Raw genomic sequence first — 22,627 nt, forward strand, 5'->3', positions numbered from 1 at the left:
CTCAAAACATTAATCTAAATCTTCTCCATTACTTGCGATCACTTTTTTGTACCAGTCAAATGATTTCTTTCTATAACGATTTAATGAACCAGTTCCATCATCATTTCTGTCTACATAAATATATCCGTATCTTTTACTCATTTGAGCTGTTGATGCAGAAACTAAATCAATACAACCCCAAGAAGTATATCCTAGCACTTCTACTCCGTCTTCAATCGCTTCTCTCACTTGTTCCAAATGTCTTCTCAAATAATCAATTCTATAATCATCCTCAACAGTTGGTCCATTAGGTCCATCAACTAAAACATCTTTTGCTCCAAGTCCGTTTTCTACTATAAATAATGGAATTTGGTATCTGTCATAAAAATCATTCAATACAATTCTAAGTCCAACTGGATCAACTTGCCAACCCCATTCACTTGATTCTAAATATGGATTTTTCAATCCACCTAACAAGTTACCTTTTCCACCTTGATAATCTTGCGGATTATGTGCTGCAGCAACACTCACATAATACGAGAACGATACAAAATCAACTGGATTTTCAGCCAATAACTTTTCATCACCTTCAGCAAATTCAATATTTATATTATTTTCTTTAAAATATCTTTTCGCATAAGCTGGATATTTCCCTCTTACATGCACATCAGCAAATAAATAATTTTCTCTTTCAAATTCTCTTGCAGCTAATATATCAAGCGGATGTGATGTCATTGGATAAGCTGGCATTGATAAAATCATACATCCTATTTTAAAATCTGGATTAATTTCATGTCCAACTTTTGTGACTAATGCAGAAGCTACTAATTCATTGTGGACAGCTTGGTACAATTCCTGTTTAGTAGGTTTCACTTCTCCATCAGTTGGAATTCCTCCACTCATGAACGGAGCATGTAAAACAGAATTTATTTCAGTGAACTACTCCCGCTTTTAGAAGCGGGAGCTTCTTGGGAAGTATCTGCTTTTGCTAGCCAAATATATTTACCAAACTCTTCGGACAGTCCCTGCCCTGTTTTTTTATTTCCTAATATTTCAACATTGCTTTTCCAACATTTTTTATATTCAGTGCCGCATTGTAATCTCTATCAATTTCAATCCCACAGCACTCACATCTATAACTTCTTTCTGATAATTTCAGTTCCTCTTTAATATTTCCACATTTACTGCAAGTTTTCGACGACGGAAACCACTTATCTATCTTCAAAAATTGCTTTCCTAAAAACATCAGTTTATACTCAAGCATCCTCAAGAACATTCCCCACCCATTATCTCCTACACTTTTTCCAAAATTTAATGCCTGGCTCATCCCTTTCATATTCAAATCCTCAACAACCACAGCATTATATGTTTCAGACAATTTTTTCGACAATTTATGTAGAAAATCTCTTCGACAATTCTTGATATACTCATGCAATTTTGATATTTTCGCTTTTTGCTTATACCAATTTTTAGAAAACTTTACTTTTCTCGATAATGATTTCTGTAATTTCTTCAATTTTTTCTCCAACATCCTAAAATATTTTGGATAATCAGCTCTTTGGTTTTCAGAACTGACAAATAACTCAGACATTGAAAAATCAAGGCCAATCACTTTATCATTACTTGGCATTTTTTGAATTTCTTTTTCAAATTCCGTTAAAACAGAAACATAGTAATTTCCATTACTGTTTGTCAATGTTACTGACTTTATCTTATAATCCTTCGGTATTTCTCTATGATATTTTAATTTAACTTTTTTCAATTTTGGCAAAACCAAATATTTGTTTTCCTCAATTCGTATTGAATTATTCACACAATTTGTCGTGTAACTTTTAACATTATTCTTTTTAGATTTGAATCTTGGAAATTTTGCCCTCTTTTGAAAGAAATTCGTAAATGATCGTTTTACATTCAATTGAGCATTTGAAAGTGCTAGACTGTCTACTTCTTTTAGAAATTGATTTTCACTTTTCAAACTAGCAGGTGTAATTATTTTATTTTTCCCAGTTTCTTCATAAAATTTATTCGCAGTATACAAAATCGTATTGTAAACAAAACGAACACATCCAAAAGTCTTATTTATCAATAATTCCTGATCTTTATTTGGATAAATTCTGTATTTGAATGCCAAATTATATTTCATAAAATTACACCTCCTTTTGATTTTAAAAATTGTATCATAGGTGTATCCTTTTTTCAATTTTTTTTACAAAAAAAGCAATTCATCTCCCACTTGTAGAAAGCCTACGACTTCTTGCTATCTTTTTGTTAAAAATTTTTAAAATTAAAAAATCTTCATAACTTCAAAAGAGAGATGATCATAATTAACCATCTCTCTTCCCAAATTTTACATTACTATTTAATTTCCCAATAATTATATCCTTTTTATCCATTTCTAATTATTGTCCAAACTTTATTTAAACCATTGTTTTCTTTCCTCTTTAATTATATTGTACTCCTAATTTTTTCCAATTACAAGTTTTTTTTAAAATAAAAAAAACAAGTTTATAATAAAAAAATACACCTTCAATACTTTTTCTAGCACTTTCAGTGTATTTTTATTTCATTATATTCTATTTTTTATTTTAAATTTAAAGAAATTTATTATTCAACAACAAATAACCATTTTTTAGATAATTCATGATCTCCATTAATAACTTTTTCATATTCACCTTTTAACAATTCATAGAATTTACCAGGTTTTGGTTCAGCATGGAAGTCTAATTGTCCAATTGGTCTTTGGTCTAATGATTCAGCATAAGTGATTTTCATTGCTGTTCCTGTTACTAACAATTCATCTGCTGTAAATACCATCGATCTGTCAATTTTTCCACGGTTAATTTTGTATCCGTTGTATTCTAATAATTCTAATGCTGATCTTACTGTAATTCCTTCAAGTGCTGCATTTCCTGTATCAGGAATAATTACTTGATCTCTGTAGATTAATACAATATTTGCAACAGAAACTTCTACTACATTTCCTGCATCATCAAACATTAACGCATCATCATAACCATTTCTTTGAGCATCACTTGTAGCTAGGAATGAATTGATGTAAGATCCACCTGCTTTTGCTTTAGTTGGAATAGATGAATCGTTATATTTTCTATAAGTTGAACTCATCAATCTTAATCCACCTTTTGTACTTACATAATCTGCAAGTGGCAACATATAAATTGCTAAATCAAAATCAAGTCCTGCTTTTTTAGGTGATAATCTTGGTTCTTTACAGAAAATGAATGGTCTCATATAAAAATCTTCTTTAATATCGTTCTTTTTAACTAATTCAGTTACAATATTTTTAAATTCATCCCATTCCATGAAAAATTCAAAACCTAACATTTTTGAAGCTGTCATAAGTCTTTTATAGTGATCTTCCAATCTAAAAATTGCTACTTTCCCATTTCTGTAGTATCCTCTAACTCCACCGAAACAAGTTGTTCCATATTGTAAACTATGAGTTGCAATACTTACTGTCGCTTTCTCAAATTCTACTATTTCTTTATCGAAATATGCATATTTCATAAATTCAGTTTTACCTGCCATTAAATTTACCTCCATATAATTTCAATGTTCTAATATTTACTATTATATTTTAGCACTTTTTTTAAATTATGTAAAATTTATTTTTTATACATAACTATATATCCAATTTATGCTTTCTGAACTTCCCACGACTAAAGTCGCAGAGTTCTAAGATCTTTAAAATTATATAAACAACAAGGGGGAATCCCCCTTGCAAATAGTATTTTTTCAGTTATTGTTAAGTTTGGCAAAATTAAACTCCATAAACTTTCATAAGCTCATCCATTTCTTTCTTTTCTTCCATTTCCTGAACTTTTTTCAAAGATAATGCAATAGATTTTCTCTTTTCATTTATATCTGTAATAACAGCCTCAACTTTATCTCCAACTGAGAATTTTTCAGAAATATCCTTCAAAAAGTCCTCTGTCAATTCTCTTTTTGGTACAATTCCATTAAATCTGTCTGTTAATTTAACAAGCGCAAAATTCTCCTGAATTTCCACAATTTCAGTATTTACAATATTTCCCTTTTTATATTTTTCAGTAACTTCCTTCCAAGGCGATTTTTCCAATTGCTTAATACTTCCAGATAATTTTTTCTCAATTTTGTCAATTACGATCACTTTAAATTCAACTTCATCGCCAACTTTGTATTCCTTATGTTCTCTTTTATCCCAAGAAAATTCATTTTTATGGATAAACACTTCTATTCCCTTTTCAAGTTCAACAAAAATTCCATAATCTTGAACATTCATAACTTTTCCCTTATATGATTTATCAAAGTCATAAGTTTCTTCAAGAACATCCCATTTATCATCAAGTAATGCTTTTGCACTTAAAGTAACTCTATTTTTTTCATCATTAAAGTCAACTATTTTAAATTTAATCAAATCTCCAGCCTTATATTTTGAAGTCAAATTAGATTCTCTCTTATATGACAAGTCAGAAACATGTAAAAGTCCGTCAATATCCTTTTCAAGCGAGATTAATAACCCAAAATCAAATACTTCTGTTATTGGTTTTTCAATAATATCTCCTATATGATATTTTTCCTTTACTGTATCCCAAGGATTTTCTGAAAGCTGCTTTACGCTTAATTTAACATTTTTCTTTTCATTTTCAATTTGAATAATTTTTGCAGAAAATTTATCTCCCGCTTTATAATTTTTCAATTCTTTAGATCCATTGTGCCAAGCAAGCTCTGAAACATGTACAAATCCAGAATTCCTATCAACAGTTACAACTATCCCAAAATCAAGAACATCTTTAACAACAGCCTCAACCACATCTCCAACATTATGGCTATTTTCAAATGCAACCCAAGGATCTTCTGATAACTGCTTTATGCTTAACTTTAATCTATTTTTTTCAACATCCTTTTCAATAATTTTAGCAGTTACTTCATCTCCAATTTTATATCTTTCATGCAAATTATCCACTTGATCCCAAGAAACTTCAGAAATATGAACAAATCCGCTTGCAGCCCCTAAATCCAATATAATTCCAAAATCAAATATTTCCTTAACTTTTCCTGTAACTACATCTCCAACATTAACACTTTCAAAATATTTTTCCTCTTCGATTTTTATCAAGTCAATTCTTGAAATAGTTATATTGCTTCTGTTTTTTTCTTTTATAATAAATTTAAATTTTTGTCCTGTATAATCCTTATCTTTCTCAAACCTAGCCAGAGAAAATGGTAAAAATGCCTCATTTTTCCCAATTCTTACAGTATATCCCCCTTTGATTTTCTTAACAATTTCTCCAGTCACAATATCATCAACATTAAATGATGCCAATTCCTTAGCTCTATCTAGCACAAATTTTGAAACAATGATGTTATCCTCATCTTCCCTCAAAACTTTCACTTCAATTTTATCTCCAATTTCAAAGTCTTTAACTTCACTAGCATAAATTCTTCCTTCTTTTTTTGCATTCAAATCAAGAAATCCATAGTCCAATTCTTTTCTTGTAATAATTCCTTCAACTACATCTCCCGATTTTTTTTCCTCAGGTAAATAATCCTCCAATAATGTCTCAAATTCTTTTTCGCTCATTTTGTACTTCAGAACTGCCTAAAATTAGCCAGTCCTTCTCCCTTCTTTATATTTATTCAAAAAATTTATTAATTTCTATTAATTGTCTTAACTCTTCCAGCAATTTAATCTCTTCTTCTGGATTCCCTCCATTTTCTGAAATTGCCCTAAGTCTCAATTTTTCTCCCTTTCCTGCTCCAAGCATCATAACTCCAAATACATTTTTTCCATCAATTTTTTCATTTTCTTCTTTGTTATTTTCTGCCTGTTCATTTTCAAAAACTTTTTCTATTTCCAAAGCCACATCATACTTTTTGGCAATATTCACAATCTGCCCCGATGGCCGTGCATGGACTCCCTGATCGTTTTTTATTTCTACAATAATTTCCTTCATAGCTTTCCTTTCCTGATATTTCCTAGTTTTTATTTGTTTTGTAAATCCCTTCTGCACGTCTTCTAGTAGCAGTTTTAGAATGCCAGGTGTCTTCCAAAATAATTGAATCCTTAAATGGAGTTTTAGAAACTTGCTGTTTCATATAATTTAAAAACATGCATCTGGAAGAATGATGATTATCAAGCGTAACACAAGAAGCAAAGTGTATAGCCACTTCTTCTGGCGTAATCTTCCCTTCCTTTTTCAGGCATTTATTCACATTTGATAAAAGAGAATTAACTCCTTTCCCATTACATCCTCCACATTGAAACATCAAAACTCTCATATCCTGCTCCATAGGATATTTTGAAAATCCACCACTTCTCTCGTAAAATGACTGGCTGCAATGATATCCGCTGCAACGTCTTTTTGCAATTTCACATTGAATTATTACAACCAGCTTAATTTTTGATAAATCCATAACACCACCTCAAAATATATTCGCAACTCTTAAAACCTATTTAAATAATATCATTTATTAGATTAAAAATCAATATTTATCTAATTTTTTTCTGTAAAAATAAAAATTAAATATTAAGTCTATTTCTACTAAACTTCGTTTAAAAATGGAAACTATATTTTAATTTGACTCTTTTGCGAGAAATTTATATTTATACTATTCCCCGTTTAAAAAGCGAATATTTATTTTAATTATTTGAAAATAAATATCAGGTTTCATCTGCTAAAAAGATTTACAAAATATTCGTTATTCAAATGGGGTTTAGTATTAGTTTAGTTTTAAGACAGTTTTACTATAAAAAGACATAGTATTAGTAATTCTTTTGTATAGTAAAAAAGAGAGACATAATTAAATGCCTCTCCAAAAATTTATATTTTAAACCTTTTATTTTAAAGATTATTGATTAATGAATTTTACGTTAGTGAAGTCAACGTTTTGGAAGAATAATTCAACTCTTCTGTTATTGTATCTTCCTTCAACTGTGTCATTAGTGTCAAATGGGTTGCTTTCTCCTTGACCAGTGATTGTTCCGTAAGAAATAGAGTTCTTCAATCCGTAGTCTCTTAATAATCTAGCTACGTTTTGTGCTCTTGCTACTGATAATTTTTGGTTATAAGCAGCTGATCCAGTTGAATCTGTATGTCCAACGAAATCAATTGATCCACCATCAGCAAATTGGTTAATTACACCTGCGATAGTTCTCAAGTCAGCAGCTTCACCTTCGTTAGGTACTCTACCATCTACTTTAAATCCTCTGATTACACATTTTTTTGTATCAGTTTCACAACTAAATGGTAACACAGCAGTATTTGGTTTAACAATTGGTGCTGGTTCTGGTGCTGGTGTAGGTACTGGAGTTGGTACAGGCACTTCAACTGTTTGAGTTATGATTTTAGGTGATCTGTCATTTTTCAATTGTCCAAATCTATATCCTACTCTAACTCCTACTGAATCATTGTAGTTTCTTGTTCTTTCAACAGAATTTCCTGCTGAATCTACAAATCCTTTAACTTTAACACCTGATCTTTCATAAATAGCTTCTAATGAAACTGGCCCAAATTCAGTACCAATTCCTGCTGCAGTATATAATCCACCTTTAACTTTAGCATCTGCTAAATTTTTAGTTCCGTGAGCGAAGTTATATCCTGCTCTTCCTAATACGTATAAAGCATCATTTCCATTGTTTGTTGTGATTAAGTTGAATTTACCTAATGCATAAACTGGAACACTTCTCATTAATTTAACTTTGTCATCTTTTCTAATTAATTTTCCAGAATTAGCAGATAATTTGTATTCTGCTCCTAATCCCCATTCAAATTCACCTTGGTTATCAACAATATATTCTAAACCAAGTGTTGGTCCATGTTTAAGTTCATAATCATCACTAAGATCACTTGAACCTGCTTTAAATTTTCTGTAGAAATCATATCCACTTTTAACTTGTACTTCAGATGCTACAGCATTTAAAGCCAATAAAGCTGTTCCTAAAATAACTAATTTTTTCATTTTAATTCCTCCCGAATTTTATTTTTTACTCTAACTTTTTAAATTAGTACTTCTTTCTCCTAATCCTCTTTTAGATTATACAATATTTTAAGAGAAAAATCAATGTTTTTACTAATTAATTTATTATTATAGTTAAAACTTTCCGTTTACAAGTTATAATATCACTTTTTTAACAAAAAGTCAATAAAAAAATTAACCAATATTCCATTTTAAGTATTATGTTTACTACTATTTCCTATAAAATAACCTAATTTTATTGACTTATTAGTCACTTTAAAATTTCATTTTTTTTATTTGCCTATAAACTATTATACTAGCCAAATAATTAATTCAAACTGTATAAAATTAGATTAAACTTTAGATTTAATCAGAATAACTATTACTTTTTAGTTTGATTTCAAAGTGTTATTTCTGTGTAAATTGCTAAAATTTAAGTTATATGTTTATCATTTTATCAATAGAATTTTCCAGTTTTTTCAATAATGCAATACGGTTATTTCTTAATTTTTCATCATCAGCATTAATAATTACATTATCAAAAAATTGATTAATTGTATCGGCATTATTTAATAATGTTTCAATATAACTTGAAAAATCTGCATTTTCAATACTTTCCAACTGATTTGCAAAATTGTATAATGCTTTTTCTTCATCTGATTCAAATAATGCGCTGTCAATATTTAGATTTACATTTTTTTCATCTTTAACAATATTTTTTACACGTTTTAAAAGATTTATTAAAATCTCAAAATTTTCAGTTTGTGATAATTTTAGAAGTTCAGATAATTTCTTATCCAATTCTACAACATTGTTTTCAAGATTTATTTCATAATTTATAAGTTCTTTTTTGTATTTTTCAGAAAGCACATTAATTATTCTTTGTTTGAAAAATTCTGTTACATCCTTCACGACATTCTTTTCCAATACTTTTTTATCTGCCGAGAAAATTTCATAAGCCTTTTCAATTAATTTCTTATAATCAAAAGACAATTTTGAATTTAATACAACTTGAATAATTCCTTGTGTGGCACGTCTCAAAGCGTAAGGATCTTTAGAACTTGTAGGTTTTAATCCAACTGCAAAACATCCAATTATTGTATCCATCTTGTCAGCAATTCCAGCAATTGCACCTTCCACAGTCGTAGGCAATTTGTCCCCTTGATAACGTGGCAAATAATGTTCAAAAATTCCAAGTGCTACATCTTTATCCTCACCTTGCTTTTGAGCATAAACGGAACCCATAAATCCTTGTAACTTAGTAAATTCCTTTTCTCCAATTACATTTGAAACAAGATCTGCTTTTGCCAAATCTACAGTTCTTATGATATTTTCCTTCTTATCAGTCAAGTTTAACTCTGAAATCAGATATTCAGCAATTTTTTCACTTCTTTTAACTTTTTCAAAAATTGTTCCCATATCCTTTTGGAAAGTAACTTCCTTCAGTTTTTCTACATTGTCTGCAAATTTACCTTTTAAATCTTCATCAAAGAAAAATTTCGCATCGGCAAGTCTTGGCTCTACAACCTTTTCATTCCCTTTTTTAACAGTTTCTGAATATTCAGGCGCATTTCTTATAACAATAAATTTATTTGACAATTTCCCGTTCTTATCTTTTACTGGAAAATATCTTTGATGAGTTTCCAATGTAATTGTTATAATATCTTCAGGAAGCTGCAAATAATCCTTGTTAAATTCACCCTTTATTGCATAAGGATATTCTACCACATTAACCACTTCATCTAATAAATATTTATTGATTATCGCAGTATCTCCATCCTTTTCACCATTTTCTTTTATGCTTTTCAAAATTTCTTCTCTTCTTTTTTCACCATTTACAATAACAAAATTTTCAAGCAATATTTTTTCATAGTCAAGCGGATTATCAATCTCAATGTCCTGAGAAGCAAAATATCTCATTCCACGAGTCTTATTTCCGCCTTTTAGCCCTTCAAACTCAAAAGGTAAAATTTCCCCATTATCAAATAAAGTCACAAACCATTTAATCGGTCTTACGAATCTAAACGTTCTATCCGCCCATTTCATAGATTTTTCAAACTCTATTTTCTTTATCGCATTTTTCAATATTTCAGGTAAAATCTCCCTAGTATCCTTTCCTGCAATAAACTTTTCAATCGAAATATATTTCCCTTTTTCATTTTCAATAATCTTTATATCATCAGCCGTAGCACCCTGAGATCTCACAAATCCTTCTCCAGCTTTCGTAAGTTGTCCATCCTTATAAGCAATCTCAACTGAAGGCCCTACACTTTTCTTATCCAAGTCATCCTGTTTTTCAGCCAAATCCTTTATAATCGCTGTAACCCTTCTAGGCGTACTAAACGATTCAATTTCTGAAAACTTGATTCTTTCAGATTTTAATTCATTTTCTATTATTTTTTTCAGATCCTTTTCCGCCTTATCCACATATTGCGCAGGCAATTCTTCCAATCCTATTTCAAAAAGAAAATTCAATTTTTTCACTCCTTTCGGTATTTACACTCTTCTTTTTTTATTTTTTATAAATTTTCGCCCAAAAAGAAGTAAAAAAGACTTTATTTTTTTATTTTAATTTCTCATATTTTCTTACAAATTTTTCCTCAAATTCCTCTTTTGAGTAAGTGTGTACATTTTTGAAGCAATAACCTTTAAATTTTTCGAGTCCAAAACAAATGATTTCATCTTTTTCAAAGGTATTTTCTACAATTGATAAACTACTTCCTTGATTTACAAAATAATTTCCAATCTCTGAAATGGAATTCTTTTCATTTGGTGAATTTTTTTCTTCATTGTAGACTAAAATATAATTTGTAATTTCTTTTAAAGTATTTAAAGATTTTTCCTCAATATCTCCTAAAACAAACATACTATTAAGAATCTTTAACTCTATATCCTTTAATTTTTTTATATCAATTCTATTAGACTTATCAAGTAATTTCCCATTTTTAAATTCAATAAAAGTATATCTTCTATCGCTATGTAAAAATAAAACATCATTTGTTTTTAGCTGAATGCTCAAATTATTATTTCTAGTGTACTTATCTCCTCCAACACTATCAAAATTAATTACTTTAATTTGACTTTCTGTCATATATTCTTCATTATTATCATCTTTTGAAGTTTGCTTTAATGTAGAAGTATTATATATTTTCAAATTAATTTTTTTACTCATCTAAATCACTGCTATATCTAATATTTTCTAAATCCTGAATCGGTCTAGCTAATTTTCTATAAATTTCTCTTGTATTTCCTGTTAAATCTTTTATAATACTACTATTTCCTTCATTTTCAGCCACATAATATTTACATTTATCCTCAATTTTATGTCGTTCCGAAAAAACTTCAATTGCATTTAAAAAATACGGACTATGTGTTGTCAATAAAATATGCATTCCAAACTCTTTTTGCAACAAAACTATCAATTCAGCAAATTTTAGTTGCCATTCTGGATGTAAATGAATTTCTGGCTCATCAAGAATTATTGTTCCATTTTCTTCCAAAGTTCCATTTTGCAATAACATTTTTATAATCGCAAAAGTTTTAAGCCCTGTCGATAAATTTTTAGCATTTATTTCCATTTTGCTATCTTTATAATAAACATCTAAATTTTTTATGGTTATTTTACCACTTGCAATAGAATTTAATTTTTTATAAATTTTTTCTAATTTTTCATTTACATACATTTTTTTTACTGTATTTTCATTTCTATTGTAATAAAGTTTTGAAACTAAATGTTGTCTATAATTTTTCTTTTTTTGTTCAAATATATTTTCTATATCATCAATTATAAAAGGATTGTCTATAAATACTGCTTCTGTTGCCAAATCAAAATCATCAATATCTCCTTTCAAATTCTCAACAAATTCTCCTGCAACATTTATACCTTCTTCAATATTAAAATTTAAAATTTTATTTCTGATATACAATTCTACACTTGTTTCTTCTTGTGATTCTGTATTTTTATTTTTTATTTCATCATGAAACTCAGTGGATAATTTTTGTTCTATAATAGAGCTTATTATCTCAATACTTTTTATACCTAACACAACGTATAAATCACCAGTTAATTCTTCAATTACTTTAGCATCAACAAAATAATTATTTTCTTTAAATTTTTCTGTTATATAGTTTTTTATATTTTCTTCATTTCTATAATAAATACTATAATTCTGAATAATATCTATTGCCATATCTAAAGTTTTTTTCTTTACATTATCTGATTTATCTAAATTTTTAACATAACTATAAATCTGTTCATTTACAAAATCAATTCTTTCTTTTTCAATTTGTTCATAAACCTTATAAAAACTATTAAAAACACTCCACAAAACTTTCCCAACCGTACTTTTCCCAGTATCATTTTCACCAGTAATAACAGTTATCCCATTTATCTCAACATCAGCTTCCTTCAGTTTCCCAACATTCCTTATCGACAATTTCATTCCACAGCCCTCCTTTCAAAAGAAGAATCCCCCTCTTTTATGTCTATTTATTTTTATTCAGCAATGGGAATCCCAATCTTTCCCTAGCTTCTACAAATTTTTCTGCACATCCCTTGGCCAAATCTCTAATTCTTAAAATATAAGACATTCTTTCTGTTGTACTAATTGCCCCCCTTGCATCGAGGTTGTTAAATGTATGTGAGCATTTTAGCACATATTCATAAGCTGGGAATACTAAATCGTTGTTTAGACAATTTTTAGATTCCTTTTCATACATATCAAAAAGCTGGAAGTGCATTGGAACGTCTGCTACTTCAAAGCTGTATTTTGACAATTCATACTCAAACTGAAATCTTCTTTCTCCGTATTTTACACCTTTTGTCCACTCTAAATCTTTTACATCATCTTTATTTTGTAAATAAAGTGCGATTCTTTCAAGTCCGTAAGTTATTTCTGATGGAACGATTTCCACTTCCAGTCCTCCAACTTGTTGGAAATACGTAAACTGTGTAATTTCCATTCCATCTAGCCAAACTTCCCATCCTAATCCCCACGCTCCAAGTGTAGGGCTTTCCCAGTTATCCTCTACAAATCTTATATCGTGCTCCTTCGGATCAATTCCTAGTGCAACCAAACTTTCTAAATAAAGTTCTTGAATATTTTCTGGTGATGGTTTCATAATTACCTGAAATTGATGATGTTGGTACACTCTGTTAGGGTTTTCACCATATCTTCCATCTTTTGGACGACGTGATGGCTCAACATAGGCAACATTCCAAGGTTCAGGCCCTAATGACATTAAAAAAGTATCTGGATTAAATGTTCCTGCACCTGTTTCAATATCATACGGATTTGATATTATACATCCTTTATCTCCCCAAAATTTTTGAAGAGTTAATATAATTTCCTGAAAAGTCATTTATCTCTATCCTTTCTCTATATTTTACTATTTTTTCTTATTCAAACGTTTTTTTAAATATACTGCTACTAAAATCAGCAGTGAAATAATAACGTATTTGATAACATTAAATGCTGTAGCACCTATTTTCTTTGGCAAAAAATAATCCTCTGCTATTTTATAGAAAGTTGATAATTCTTTCTTTTCTCCATATTTTCTTATAATTTTTTTTGGATTTTTCAGATTAACTTTTTTTATTTTCAGTTTTTCTTTTACTTGTTCTTCTGTTAAATGCAGTGTCTGTTCTTTTGAATTAATAATAAAATATCCTGATTTTTTATCAATTTCCTTCATTTCTTCCTGTTTGTTTTTTTCATCTTCTATTAAGTCAAAATCTGCATTTACATAAAAAACTTCAGCAATCGCTTCGTTGGCATTGTACACATATCCTACCCAGCTACCTTTTATTTTTCCTAATTTCCCCAAATATCCTATATTTGACAAATAATAGTTCACTTCTGGAATCGCTTCGTTATACTCTGTACTCACTGAATATCCGTTTTTTAAATTCAAAACTGTATTTTCCTTAACTGGAAACCACACAAAGAAAAACAAAACTGTAAAAATCAATATCGCAATATCTATTCCAAATATTGTTCTTAACTTATTTTTAGAAACCGAAATAATAATAGCCATAACAGCAATAATCACAACTAAAACCCGAAATAGCATCATTGCCAAATATACTGCTCCAAACATATATTATCACCTATTTTTTTTCAAATATTTTCTCACCAAATAATCAATTATAATAATATAAATTCCAATATGCACATACATATCCGCCACATTGAATACAAAAACCCAGATTCCACGAAAATCTATCATATCGATTACATATCCACGAAAAATCCTGTCAATCATATTTCCTAAAGCTCCAGCGGCAATTACTGCTACTCCTATTTTCGTCCATTTGCTATAATTTTTAAAATTCTTGTATTCCATAGCGATTACATATATAATCAGAACCGTACTTGCTATCGTAAAAAGGTTAATTTTACCCTGTAAAAGTCCAAAAACTCCACCGTGATTTTCAACATAAGTCAAATGAAAAAATCTTTTTATTAATGGTATTGAAAAACCTTGCATTCCACCTGCTACATTGTACATTAACTGCTTTGTAATTTGATCTAATGCAGCTAAAACCAAAATAATAATTATATAAGGCATTCTTTTCTCCTCACATTTTTATTGACACATATTTGTAAAAATCGAACTAAATAAGTTATTTATTTAGATATATTTAGTCCAATTTTACAAAATAAATTTATATTACATTTTTTCCAGAACGCTTGCACATCTCGGACAAACATCTGAATGATTGTGATCGTGCCCAACTTCTTCATCATACTTCCAGCATCTTTCACATTTTTCTCCAGACGCTTTTTCCACACTTATACTTATTCCTTCGATTTCACTTTCTGCTAAATTATCATTTACAAATTTAACTTGAGATACGATAAATAAATCAGAAACTTCATTTTCTGTATAATCTTTTATAAATGAATATTCATCATTGGCAATGTTTAAAAGAACTCTCGCATCAAGAGAGTGACCTATTAATCCAGTCTGTCTTTCTGCTTCCAGTTTTTTATTTACTTCTCTTCTTAAACGAGCGATTTTATCCCATTTTTTAGCCAATTCTTCATTTAAGTATTCAGGATTTGCTTCAATCCATTTTGATAAATGCACACTTTCTTCTTCTTTTAACGCTTCTGGAATTCTTTCCCAAATTTCATCAGCAGTAAACGACAATACTGGTGAAATAATTCTTACTAACACTTTTAGAACTTCTGTCAGCACAGTTTGAGCACTTCTTCTTTCGATTGAAGTTGTACCTTCACAGTAAAGTCTGTCTTTTACGATGTCAAGATAGAATGAAGACATTTCCATTGAGCAGAAATATGTAATTTCTTGGAATAAACTGTAAAATTCGTATTTATCATAATATTCAGTTGTTTTTTCTTTTAATTCTTCCAGCTTGTGCATTGCCCATTTGTCAATTTCAAACATATCTTTATAGTCAACTTTATCATTTGCATAGTCAAAGTTATTTAAGTTACCCATCAAGAATCTCGCTGTATTTCTAATTCTTCTGTAGGCATCTGACATTTGCTGTAAAATGTTTTCAGAAATTCTCACATCTTCTCTGTAATCTACTGAAGATACCCAGAGTCTTAAAATATCTGCTCCGTATTTTTCTGTAATATCTTTTGGAAGTATTGTGTTTCCAAGTGATTTAGACATTTTTCTACCTTGTCCGTCCATTGTAAATCCGTGAGTTAATATTCTCTTGTAAGGTGCATCTTTTGTACTTGCAATTGATGTCAATAGTGAAGATTGGAACCAACCTCTGTGCTGGTCACTTCCTTCAAGATATAAATCTGCTGGTCTTGGCAAGTTTCTTGGCACTAGCACACTTCTATGCGAAACTCCAGAATCAAACCAGACATCCATTATACTTCTTTCTTTTCTAATATCCACATCTTTTAAATTATATTTTTCTAAAAGTTCATCCCCAATAATTTCTTTGGCTTCATATTTCCACCAAATATCAGTTCCTTCTTTTTTAACCAATTCAATTATTCTATCCATAATTTCTGGCTCATAAATAACTTCATCAGTCGCTCTATTGTAAAATAATGGTATTGGCACTCCCCAGACTCTTTGTCTTGAAATAGTCCAGTCAGGACGAGTTTCTAACATTGAACCAATTCTATTTTTACCCCAAGATGGCACAAATTCAACATTTTCCAATGCCTTTAATGCATTTTCCCTAATATCGCTTTCGTCAATGCTAATGAACCATTGTTCAGTTGCTCTGAAAATAACTGGTTTTTTACTTCTCCAATCATGTGGATACGAGTGAACAAAAGTTGTGTGATATAACATATGTCCGCTTTCAGTCAAGTCTTCAACAATCGCTTTACTTGCTTTTGCATAGAACATTCCTTCATATTTTCCAGCTTCTTTAGTCATATGCCCTTTATCATCTACTGGCGACAAAATTCCAATGTTATATTTCAATGAATAATTATAGTCATCTGCCCCATGTCCAGGTGCTGTATGAACTGCTCCCGTACCTGCATCTATTGTTACATAATCAGCATTCATTACTAATCCTTTTCTATCTAAGAACGGATGTTGATAATGAGTGTATTCCAATTCTGTCCCTTTAAATTCTTTTAACAATTCATATGACAAGTCCAATGTTTTAAACACATCTTCAGCCAAGTCTTTTGCAACTACAAGATTACCTTTTTCAGTTTTATACAATCCGTAATCAAATTCAGGATGTAAGAATACTCCCAAGTTTGCTGGCAATGTCCAAGGTGTTGTTGTCCAAATTAAAATACTTGCTTCATCCACACCTAATTTATCAGTCAAATCTTTTTCCCCTTCAAATTTTACATAAATTGAATGAGAAGTTACATCTTTATACTCAATTTCTGCTTCTGCAAGTGCAGTTTCAGTAGTTGGCGACCAGTACACTGGTTTTAACCCTTTATAAATATATCCATTTTCATAAATTTCTTTAAATACTTTTAATTGTTCTGCTTCATATTCAGGTCTTAAAGTAACATAAGGATTATCCCAGTTTCCTAAAATTCCAAGTCTTTTAAATCCTTCTTTTTGTTTTTCCACCCATTTTAATGCATATTTTTTACATTCTTGTCTAATTTGCAGCGGAGTCATATTTTTTGCTTTTTCCCCAAGTTCTTCCATTATTTTCCACTCAATAGGAAGTCCGTGAGTATCCCATCCTGGAATATACGGTGCATTATAACCTCTTAATCTCTTATATTTTAAGATAATATCCTTCAATATTTTATTTAACGCATGTCCAATGTGAATATCTCCATTCGCATAAGGCGGTCCATCATGCAATACAAAAAATGGTGCTCCTTCTTTCAATGATTTTTCATAAATTTCAGCTTTTTTCCAGTCCCTTAATGTCAAAGGTTCTTTTTGTGCCAAATTAGCTTTCATTTTAAAACTTGTCTTTGGCAAATTAAGCGTTTTTGCATAATCCACTTTTTCTGGATTGTTGTTTTCTGACATTACTTCCTCCTACTTTTATTTAAAATTATTTTTTTTACTGTTTTTATGTCTTTTATTATATCACAATTTTATACATTTTTAAATAACTCTCACTAAATCCCGCTTAAAAAATAAAATAATATTTTATTTGGCAGCAAAATTTAATTTTTTAAATAAATAAGGAGATACTAAAATTTTCATAACTTCAGTATTCTCCTTTTTATTAACTATTTATTGCATTTATTTTTTTAAAACTTCATAATTTTTAGTCTTAAACTTTTAATGAAGCATTCCTGCTCCAATAAATGTTAAAATACCTAAAATAGCTGCATAAGCTATTGAATATTTAACAGTGAATTTAAGCATATCTCCTTCTTTACCCATTAATCCAACTGTTGAAGCGGCAATTGCAATATTTTGCGGAGAAATCATTTTTCCTCCTGTTGCTCCACCTGTACCAGCGGCAATATACAATGCTTTCAACGCTTCGTTTGATCCTGCTATATTTACTTGAACTCCACCGAATAACAAGTTAGATGCCAAGTCACTTCCTGTTACGAATGTACCGATAGTTCCTAAGAATGGCGAAATTACTGGGAAGAACTTACCTGTTGCAGCAAATCCTTTTGCTATACTTTCAATCATTCCACTATGTTTCATTACTACTGACAATGCCACAATTCCCATAATTACCACAACTGAAGGTAATTTACTTAAAATTGTTTCTTTTAATGTTTCAGCCATAACTTTTGGTTTTACACCTTGAATGAATCCTGCTATAACAGTTGCAACAAATAATGGTGCAGCTGGCGCTAAAATCCATTTGAATATTACACTTGGATCTCCTTTATCCTTAAACCATGTAGCTTCATGTCCCAAAGCAAAATTGAAATGTGTAGTTGTTGGTTCTAACGCTTTATGAACAGCTTCTACAACTGGACTTGTTCCAATAATTAAGATTATCATTAAAATATATGGAACCCAAGCCATAAATGCATCTTTTCCAGTAATAGCTTGACCTTTATTAGATTTTGCACTTTTATCTTCTTTAATAAAGATTTTAGTAGCAACTATCATTAAGATCATTGCAAATAAACTTGACAAAATTGTTGGTAATTCTGCACCCATTGCTTTTGCGATAAATGGTTGTGTTAAATAACCGATAATTGAAGCAATAACTACAGGTAAAATTCCTCTTCCAAATGCTGCATTTTTTCCACCATCAATTTCTTTATTAGCCATTATTACCAATATAAATGGTATAATACATGTCAAAACTAACAGCAATAATGATGTATAAAATGCTGTTTCTCCAGCATTCAATTTAAAGTTAGAAATCATTGTTGTAACTGGTAGTCCAACTGTTCCAAACGCTGTTGGTGTTGAGTTTGCAATAAGACAAATTAAAGCTGCACTTAGTGGAGTAAATCCTAATGAAACCATGATTGCTGCTGGAATCGCAACTGCTGTCCCATATCCTGCAATACCTTCTATAAATCCACCAAATCCCCAAGCTAATATCAATGCTTGAGCTCTTTTATCTGTTGAAATGCTTCCTAACATTGATTTGATTGTTTCAATTTTACCAGTTTTTACTGATAAATCATAAGCAAACAATGCAGCAAATACTACAAAACCGATAGGCATCCACGCTGTTGCAAATCCTTCAATAATTGAAGCGATAACCCCTTGAACTGGCATTTGCCATCCAGGAACAATAAAGTTTAAAATAATTGCCACTACTAAACTGGCATACGCACTAAACATAGCTGATTTTTTCAAAAAAGTTAATAGTATCAAAAATACAACTATTGGCACTAATCCGATTAAAAATAATCCCATTTCCGAACCTTCCTTCTCTATATTTTTTTTAAAAAAGTTTTAAAAAGAAAAATTTCTTTTAAAATTTAAAATACATAAAATATTTTACTTTTTAAAATTAATTTGGTTTTTTAAAAATTCTTTAAATTTTTTTAGGTTATATTTTTTTAGACTTGCTTGACAACTACATAAACTATTTTACTATGATCATTTGACAAAGAGACTTGTCTACTTGATATAAATAAAATCATAAGTTTCTAAACATTTCTATTGCAAAAATTAGAAGTTTATAATTTAAAATAATATTTATAACTTTTTAATAACCCAAATTTCTCACTTATATATTATCAAATTTTTCAAAAAAGTACAAATATTTTTTTAAAAATTTTTTATTTTTTTATAATATCTGCACTTTTTTAATTTTTTTTAAATTTTTTTATAATCCTTTTCTCGTAAGTCCCACTCTTCCACGCTCTTTATCCAGCGACAATATTTTAACTTTAATAATTTGCCCCACAGATAACTCTTTTGTTGCATCTTTAACAAATTTGTCAGAAATTTCAGAAATATGAAGCAGTGCATCCCCTTTTAGTCCTATATCCACAAAAGCCCCAAATTTAGCGACATTTCTCACAGTTCCTTCCAAAACCATTCCTTCTTGTAAATCATCCATATTTAAAATATCCGATCTCAATAATGGTTTTTCAAACTCATCTCTTGGGTCTCTTCTATCTTTTAGCAACGCTTCGTAAACATCTTTTGCAGTTTGTGGTCCAAAATCATTTTCTTTTATAATTTTGTCCAAATCCACTGTTTTCAATTTCTGTCTAACTTCATCCAAATCAAATTTTAAATCGTCAACCTTACAATTTGCTTCCTTCAAAATAGTTTCAGCAATATGATACGATTCTGGATGGATTATCGTATTATCCAAAGGATTTTTACTATTAGGCACTACAACGAATCCTGCCATTTGTTCAAACGCCTTCGTTCCAAGCCCTTTTACCTTTTTCAATTCTTTCCTATCCTTAAAATCTCCATTTTCATGTCTATAGTCTACAAGATTTTTTGCTACATTTTTCTTAATTCCTGAAACAAAACTAAGTAATGCCCAAGAAGCCGTATTAATATTGACTCCAACATTATTTACAACATGCTCAATCGTTTGTTCCAATGTTTCATTCAATTTTTTTTGATTTACATCATGCTGATACATTCCAACTCCAATTGATTTTGGATCAATTTTTACAAGCTCAGCCATCGGATCTTGAATTCTTCTAGCAATCGAAATCGCTCCTCTCGCCGTTACATCCAAATCAGGAAACTCCTCAATTGCAATTTTTGAAGCTGAATAAACTGAAGCTCCTGCTTCACTTACAATCAAGTATGATACAGGTTTTGACGCCTCTTTTATAACATTTGCCACAAAACTTTCAGTTTCACGAGAAGCTGTCCCATTTCCAATTGCAATAATATCAACATCGTATTTTTTTATGTAATCCAATATTTTTTTCTTTGCCGTTTCAAGCTGTTTTGGATTATGCACTCCTTCAACCAAGAAAAGCACATCGTTTGTTTCATAAAAACCGTCTTTATTAATAATTACCAGTTTGCAACCTGTTCTATAACCAGGATCAAGGCCCATCAATGTTTTTTTACTCAAAGGCGGTTGTAAAAGAAGTTTTTCTAAATTTTCAGAAAAAATATTAATCGCTTCTTCCTCAGCTTTTTCAGTATAAATATTTCTCACTTCATTTTTTATCGACGGATAAGCCAGTCTATCCAGTGAATCTTTTATAACTTCACTCAAAAATTCAACTAAATTTTTATTTTCAAAAGTATCCAAAATAAAGTCCATTATAAATTTTTCAGTTTTTTCGTCAATTTCAATGTCAACTTTTAATATTTTTTCTTTTTCCCCACGATTTATCGCCAAAATTCTATTAGAAGCCGCTTTTTTAACAAGCTCCGAATAATCATAGTAATCCTGATAAACCCCTTTTTCATCATTTTCCTTATTTTTCTCCACAACTTTAGAAGCCAAAATTCCAAATTCTGAAATTTTATCTCTCAAGAATTCCCTTATTTTCACATCTTCTGAAATATTTTGCGCAATAATCAAATGCACTCCATTAATCGCATCTTCAATCGACAAAACTTCTTCACTCAAATATTTTTCCGCTTCTTTCTCTAACATCTCAAAAGTAGTTGTCGGCATCAACGCAAATTCTGTCAAAGGTTCTAGCCCTTGCTCTTTCGCAATATCCGCCTTCGTTTTTTTCTTCTTTTTGTAAGGTAAATAAAGATCTTCCACTTCCTGAAGTTTTGTTGCACAAGTTATGCTATTTTTCAGTTCACCAGTCAATTTTCCCTGCTCTTCTATAAGTCTTAAAACTTCTTCTTTTCTCTTTTCCAAATTTCTATAATAAGTAACTTTCTCAATTACATCCCTAATTTGCTCCTCATCCAAATTACCTGTAACTTCTTTTCTATAACGTGCAATAAATGGTACTGTTGCGCCTTCATCAAAAAGTTTCACAGTATTTTCCACTTGTGACTCGTTAAAATTCAGTTCATCTGCTACATTTTTTAAAATATCCAATTACTTTCCTCCATTTACAGTTTAATTTTTTATTTTAAATTTATCAAAACTATTTTAACATAATTTGTAAAAAATAACCAGTTGAATAATTTTATAGATGAATTGAAAATTTTAAAGGAAAATATTTGTAAAAAAAAATACCAACCTTTTAAAGTGCTGATATTAATAAACTAATTTATTTAAATGGTGCGAAAGGTGGGACTCGAACCCACATGTCGAAGACGCTAGATCCTAAGTCTAGTGCGTATACCAATTTCGCCACTCTCGCAAAAAAAATTTTATTTTAACAAATGGTGAGCCATACTGGGATCGAACCAGTGACACCTTGATTAAAAGTCAAGTGCTCTACCGACTGAGCTAATGGCTCATATTATGGGGTGATCGACGGGACTTGAACCCGCGACAACCAGTGCCACAAACTGGCGCTCTACCAACTGAACTACGATCACCATATATATGAATTTTTTTTCTAAATAAAATGGAGCGGGAGACGAGGGTCGAACTCGCGACATTCAGCTTGGAAGGCTGACGCTCTACCAACTGAGCTACTCCCGCAAAACTTCTAAAATGGTCGGTGTAGCAGGATTTGAACCTGCGACCCCCTGCTCCCAAGGCAGGTGCGCTACCGAACTGCGCTATACACCGTCCCTTCAACAAGTGATTTTTTCATTTTCATCAATCACTCTCGGACAAGGAATATAATATCATAATTTCAAATTAATGTCAACACTTTTTTTGAATTTTTTTTACATATTTCTAAATTTAACTAAAATCCAGTTTTATAAAATATGCTCAAACCCCTTTAAAATATAATCAATCTGGAGTTTG

Annotated in this window: 16 protein-coding genes and 5 tRNA genes; all 21 read right to left on the reverse strand. The window is 30.2% G+C overall.

The features are described 5' to 3' along the window. Positions 1-9: 9 nt before the first annotated feature. The gene (locus FVE74_RS09210; protein ID WP_269473169.1) at positions 10-909 is read right to left on the reverse strand and encodes a family 1 glycosylhydrolase; all 900 of its coding nucleotides are present in this window, start codon (positions 907-909) and stop codon (positions 10-12) included. Positions 910-1,024: 115 nt separating this feature from the next. After that, positions 1,025-2,122, reverse strand: a complete 1,098-nt coding sequence (locus FVE74_RS09215; RefSeq protein ID WP_147004258.1) for an RNA-guided endonuclease TnpB family protein — start codon at positions 2,120-2,122, stop codon at positions 1,025-1,027. A gap of 461 nt (positions 2,123-2,583) precedes the next feature. Continuing rightward, positions 2,584-3,525 carry an aminotransferase class IV gene (locus tag FVE74_RS09220; RefSeq protein WP_147004259.1) on the reverse strand — a complete coding sequence of 314 codons (942 nt, stop codon included), beginning with the start codon at positions 3,523-3,525 and terminating at the stop codon, positions 2,584-2,586. A gap of 232 nt (positions 3,526-3,757) precedes the next feature. Next, positions 3,758-5,560 (reverse strand): S1 RNA-binding domain-containing protein, encoded by a 1,803-nt coding sequence (locus tag FVE74_RS09225; protein ID WP_147004260.1) that lies wholly within the window; start codon positions 5,558-5,560, stop codon positions 3,758-3,760. A 52-nt stretch (positions 5,561-5,612) separates the two neighbouring features. Beyond that, positions 5,613-5,933, reverse strand: a complete 321-nt coding sequence (locus tag FVE74_RS09230; protein WP_147004261.1) for an HPr family phosphocarrier protein — start codon at positions 5,931-5,933, stop codon at positions 5,613-5,615. A gap of 22 nt (positions 5,934-5,955) precedes the next feature. After that, on the reverse strand, positions 5,956-6,393 hold the full coding sequence (locus tag FVE74_RS09235) for a CGGC domain-containing protein (protein ID WP_010126594.1): 438 nt from the start codon (positions 6,391-6,393) through the stop codon (positions 5,956-5,958). Positions 6,394-6,828: 435 nt separating this feature from the next. After that, positions 6,829-7,938 (reverse strand): OmpA family protein, encoded by a 1,110-nt coding sequence (locus FVE74_RS09240; RefSeq protein ID WP_147004262.1) that lies wholly within the window; start codon positions 7,936-7,938, stop codon positions 6,829-6,831. Between the two features lie 435 nt (positions 7,939-8,373). Beyond that, the gene (gene glyS / locus FVE74_RS09245) at positions 8,374-10,410 is read right to left on the reverse strand and encodes a glycine--tRNA ligase subunit beta (RefSeq protein WP_147004263.1); all 2,037 of its coding nucleotides are present in this window, start codon (positions 10,408-10,410) and stop codon (positions 8,374-8,376) included. Positions 10,411-10,498: 88 nt separating this feature from the next. Beyond that, positions 10,499-11,107 (reverse strand): hypothetical protein, encoded by a 609-nt coding sequence (locus tag FVE74_RS09250; protein WP_147004264.1) that lies wholly within the window; start codon positions 11,105-11,107, stop codon positions 10,499-10,501. Then, positions 11,100-12,377, reverse strand: a complete 1,278-nt coding sequence (locus FVE74_RS09255; protein ID WP_147004265.1) for an AAA family ATPase — start codon at positions 12,375-12,377, stop codon at positions 11,100-11,102. The genes FVE74_RS09250 and FVE74_RS09255 overlap by 8 nt, the downstream gene beginning before the upstream one ends. A gap of 43 nt (positions 12,378-12,420) precedes the next feature. Next, the gene (gene glyQ, locus FVE74_RS09260; RefSeq protein WP_021745774.1) at positions 12,421-13,296 is read right to left on the reverse strand and encodes a glycine--tRNA ligase subunit alpha; all 876 of its coding nucleotides are present in this window, start codon (positions 13,294-13,296) and stop codon (positions 12,421-12,423) included. Between the two features lie 27 nt (positions 13,297-13,323). Continuing rightward, positions 13,324-14,034: a hypothetical protein gene (locus FVE74_RS09265; RefSeq protein WP_147004266.1), complete on the reverse strand. Its 711-nt coding sequence runs from the start codon at positions 14,032-14,034 to the stop codon at positions 13,324-13,326. 6 nt (positions 14,035-14,040) lie between these two features. Beyond that, positions 14,041-14,505 (reverse strand): signal peptidase II, encoded by a 465-nt coding sequence (gene lspA / locus FVE74_RS09270; protein ID WP_147004267.1) that lies wholly within the window; start codon positions 14,503-14,505, stop codon positions 14,041-14,043. Between the two features lie 102 nt (positions 14,506-14,607). Next, positions 14,608-17,397 carry an isoleucine--tRNA ligase gene (ileS, locus tag FVE74_RS09275; RefSeq protein WP_147004268.1) on the reverse strand — a complete coding sequence of 930 codons (2,790 nt, stop codon included), beginning with the start codon at positions 17,395-17,397 and terminating at the stop codon, positions 14,608-14,610. A gap of 258 nt (positions 17,398-17,655) precedes the next feature. Next, the gene (locus tag FVE74_RS09280) at positions 17,656-19,218 is read right to left on the reverse strand and encodes an L-lactate permease (protein WP_147004269.1); all 1,563 of its coding nucleotides are present in this window, start codon (positions 19,216-19,218) and stop codon (positions 17,656-17,658) included. 415 nt (positions 19,219-19,633) lie between these two features. Continuing rightward, complete coding sequence (locus FVE74_RS09285; protein ID WP_147004270.1) at positions 19,634-21,799, reverse strand: Tex family protein; 2,166 nt, start codon at positions 21,797-21,799, stop codon at positions 19,634-19,636. Positions 21,800-21,983: 184 nt separating this feature from the next. Continuing rightward, positions 21,984-22,067 (reverse strand) — tRNA-Leu (locus FVE74_RS09290). Positions 22,068-22,090: 23 nt separating this feature from the next. Further along, positions 22,091-22,166 (reverse strand) — tRNA-Lys (locus tag FVE74_RS09295). 6 nt (positions 22,167-22,172) lie between these two features. Then, a tRNA-His gene (locus tag FVE74_RS09300) sits at positions 22,173-22,248 on the reverse strand. 30 nt (positions 22,249-22,278) lie between these two features. Then, positions 22,279-22,354 (reverse strand) — tRNA-Gly (locus FVE74_RS09305). Between the two features lie 13 nt (positions 22,355-22,367). Further along, positions 22,368-22,444: transfer RNA gene (locus FVE74_RS09310), tRNA-Pro, on the reverse strand. Between the last annotated feature and the right edge of the window lie 183 nt (positions 22,445-22,627).

This window comes from Leptotrichia wadei (assembly GCF_007990445.1).
Classification (GTDB): domain Bacteria; phylum Fusobacteriota; class Fusobacteriia; order Fusobacteriales; family Leptotrichiaceae; genus Leptotrichia; species Leptotrichia wadei_A.

Coding starts and splice junctions, on each gene's coding strand:
- FVE74_RS09215 (WP_147004258.1), bottom strand. CDS start 2,122: ATGAAATATAATTTGGCATTCAAATACAGAATTTATCCAAATAAAGAT.
- FVE74_RS09220 (WP_147004259.1), bottom strand. CDS start 3,525: ATGGCAGGTAAAACTGAATTTATGAAATATGCATATTTCGATAAAGAA.
- FVE74_RS09225 (WP_147004260.1), bottom strand. CDS start 5,560: ATGAGCGAAAAAGAATTTGAGACATTATTGGAGGATTATTTACCTGAG.
- FVE74_RS09230 (WP_147004261.1), bottom strand. CDS start 5,933: ATGAAGGAAATTATTGTAGAAATAAAAAACGATCAGGGAGTCCATGCA.
- FVE74_RS09235 (WP_010126594.1), bottom strand. CDS start 6,393: ATGGATTTATCAAAAATTAAGCTGGTTGTAATAATTCAATGTGAAATT.
- FVE74_RS09240 (WP_147004262.1), bottom strand. CDS start 7,938: ATGAAAAAATTAGTTATTTTAGGAACAGCTTTATTGGCTTTAAATGCT.
- FVE74_RS09250 (WP_147004264.1), bottom strand. CDS start 11,107: ATGAGTAAAAAAATTAATTTGAAAATATATAATACTTCTACATTAAAG.
- FVE74_RS09255 (WP_147004265.1), bottom strand. CDS start 12,377: ATGAAATTGTCGATAAGGAATGTTGGGAAACTGAAGGAAGCTGATGTT.
- glyQ (WP_021745774.1), bottom strand. CDS start 13,296: ATGACTTTTCAGGAAATTATATTAACTCTTCAAAAATTTTGGGGAGAT.
- FVE74_RS09265 (WP_147004266.1), bottom strand. CDS start 14,034: ATGTTTGGAGCAGTATATTTGGCAATGATGCTATTTCGGGTTTTAGTT.
- lspA (WP_147004267.1), bottom strand. CDS start 14,505: ATGCCTTATATAATTATTATTTTGGTTTTAGCTGCATTAGATCAAATT.
- ileS (WP_147004268.1), bottom strand. CDS start 17,397: ATGTCAGAAAACAACAATCCAGAAAAAGTGGATTATGCAAAAACGCTT.
- FVE74_RS09280 (WP_147004269.1), bottom strand. CDS start 19,218: ATGGGATTATTTTTAATCGGATTAGTGCCAATAGTTGTATTTTTGATA.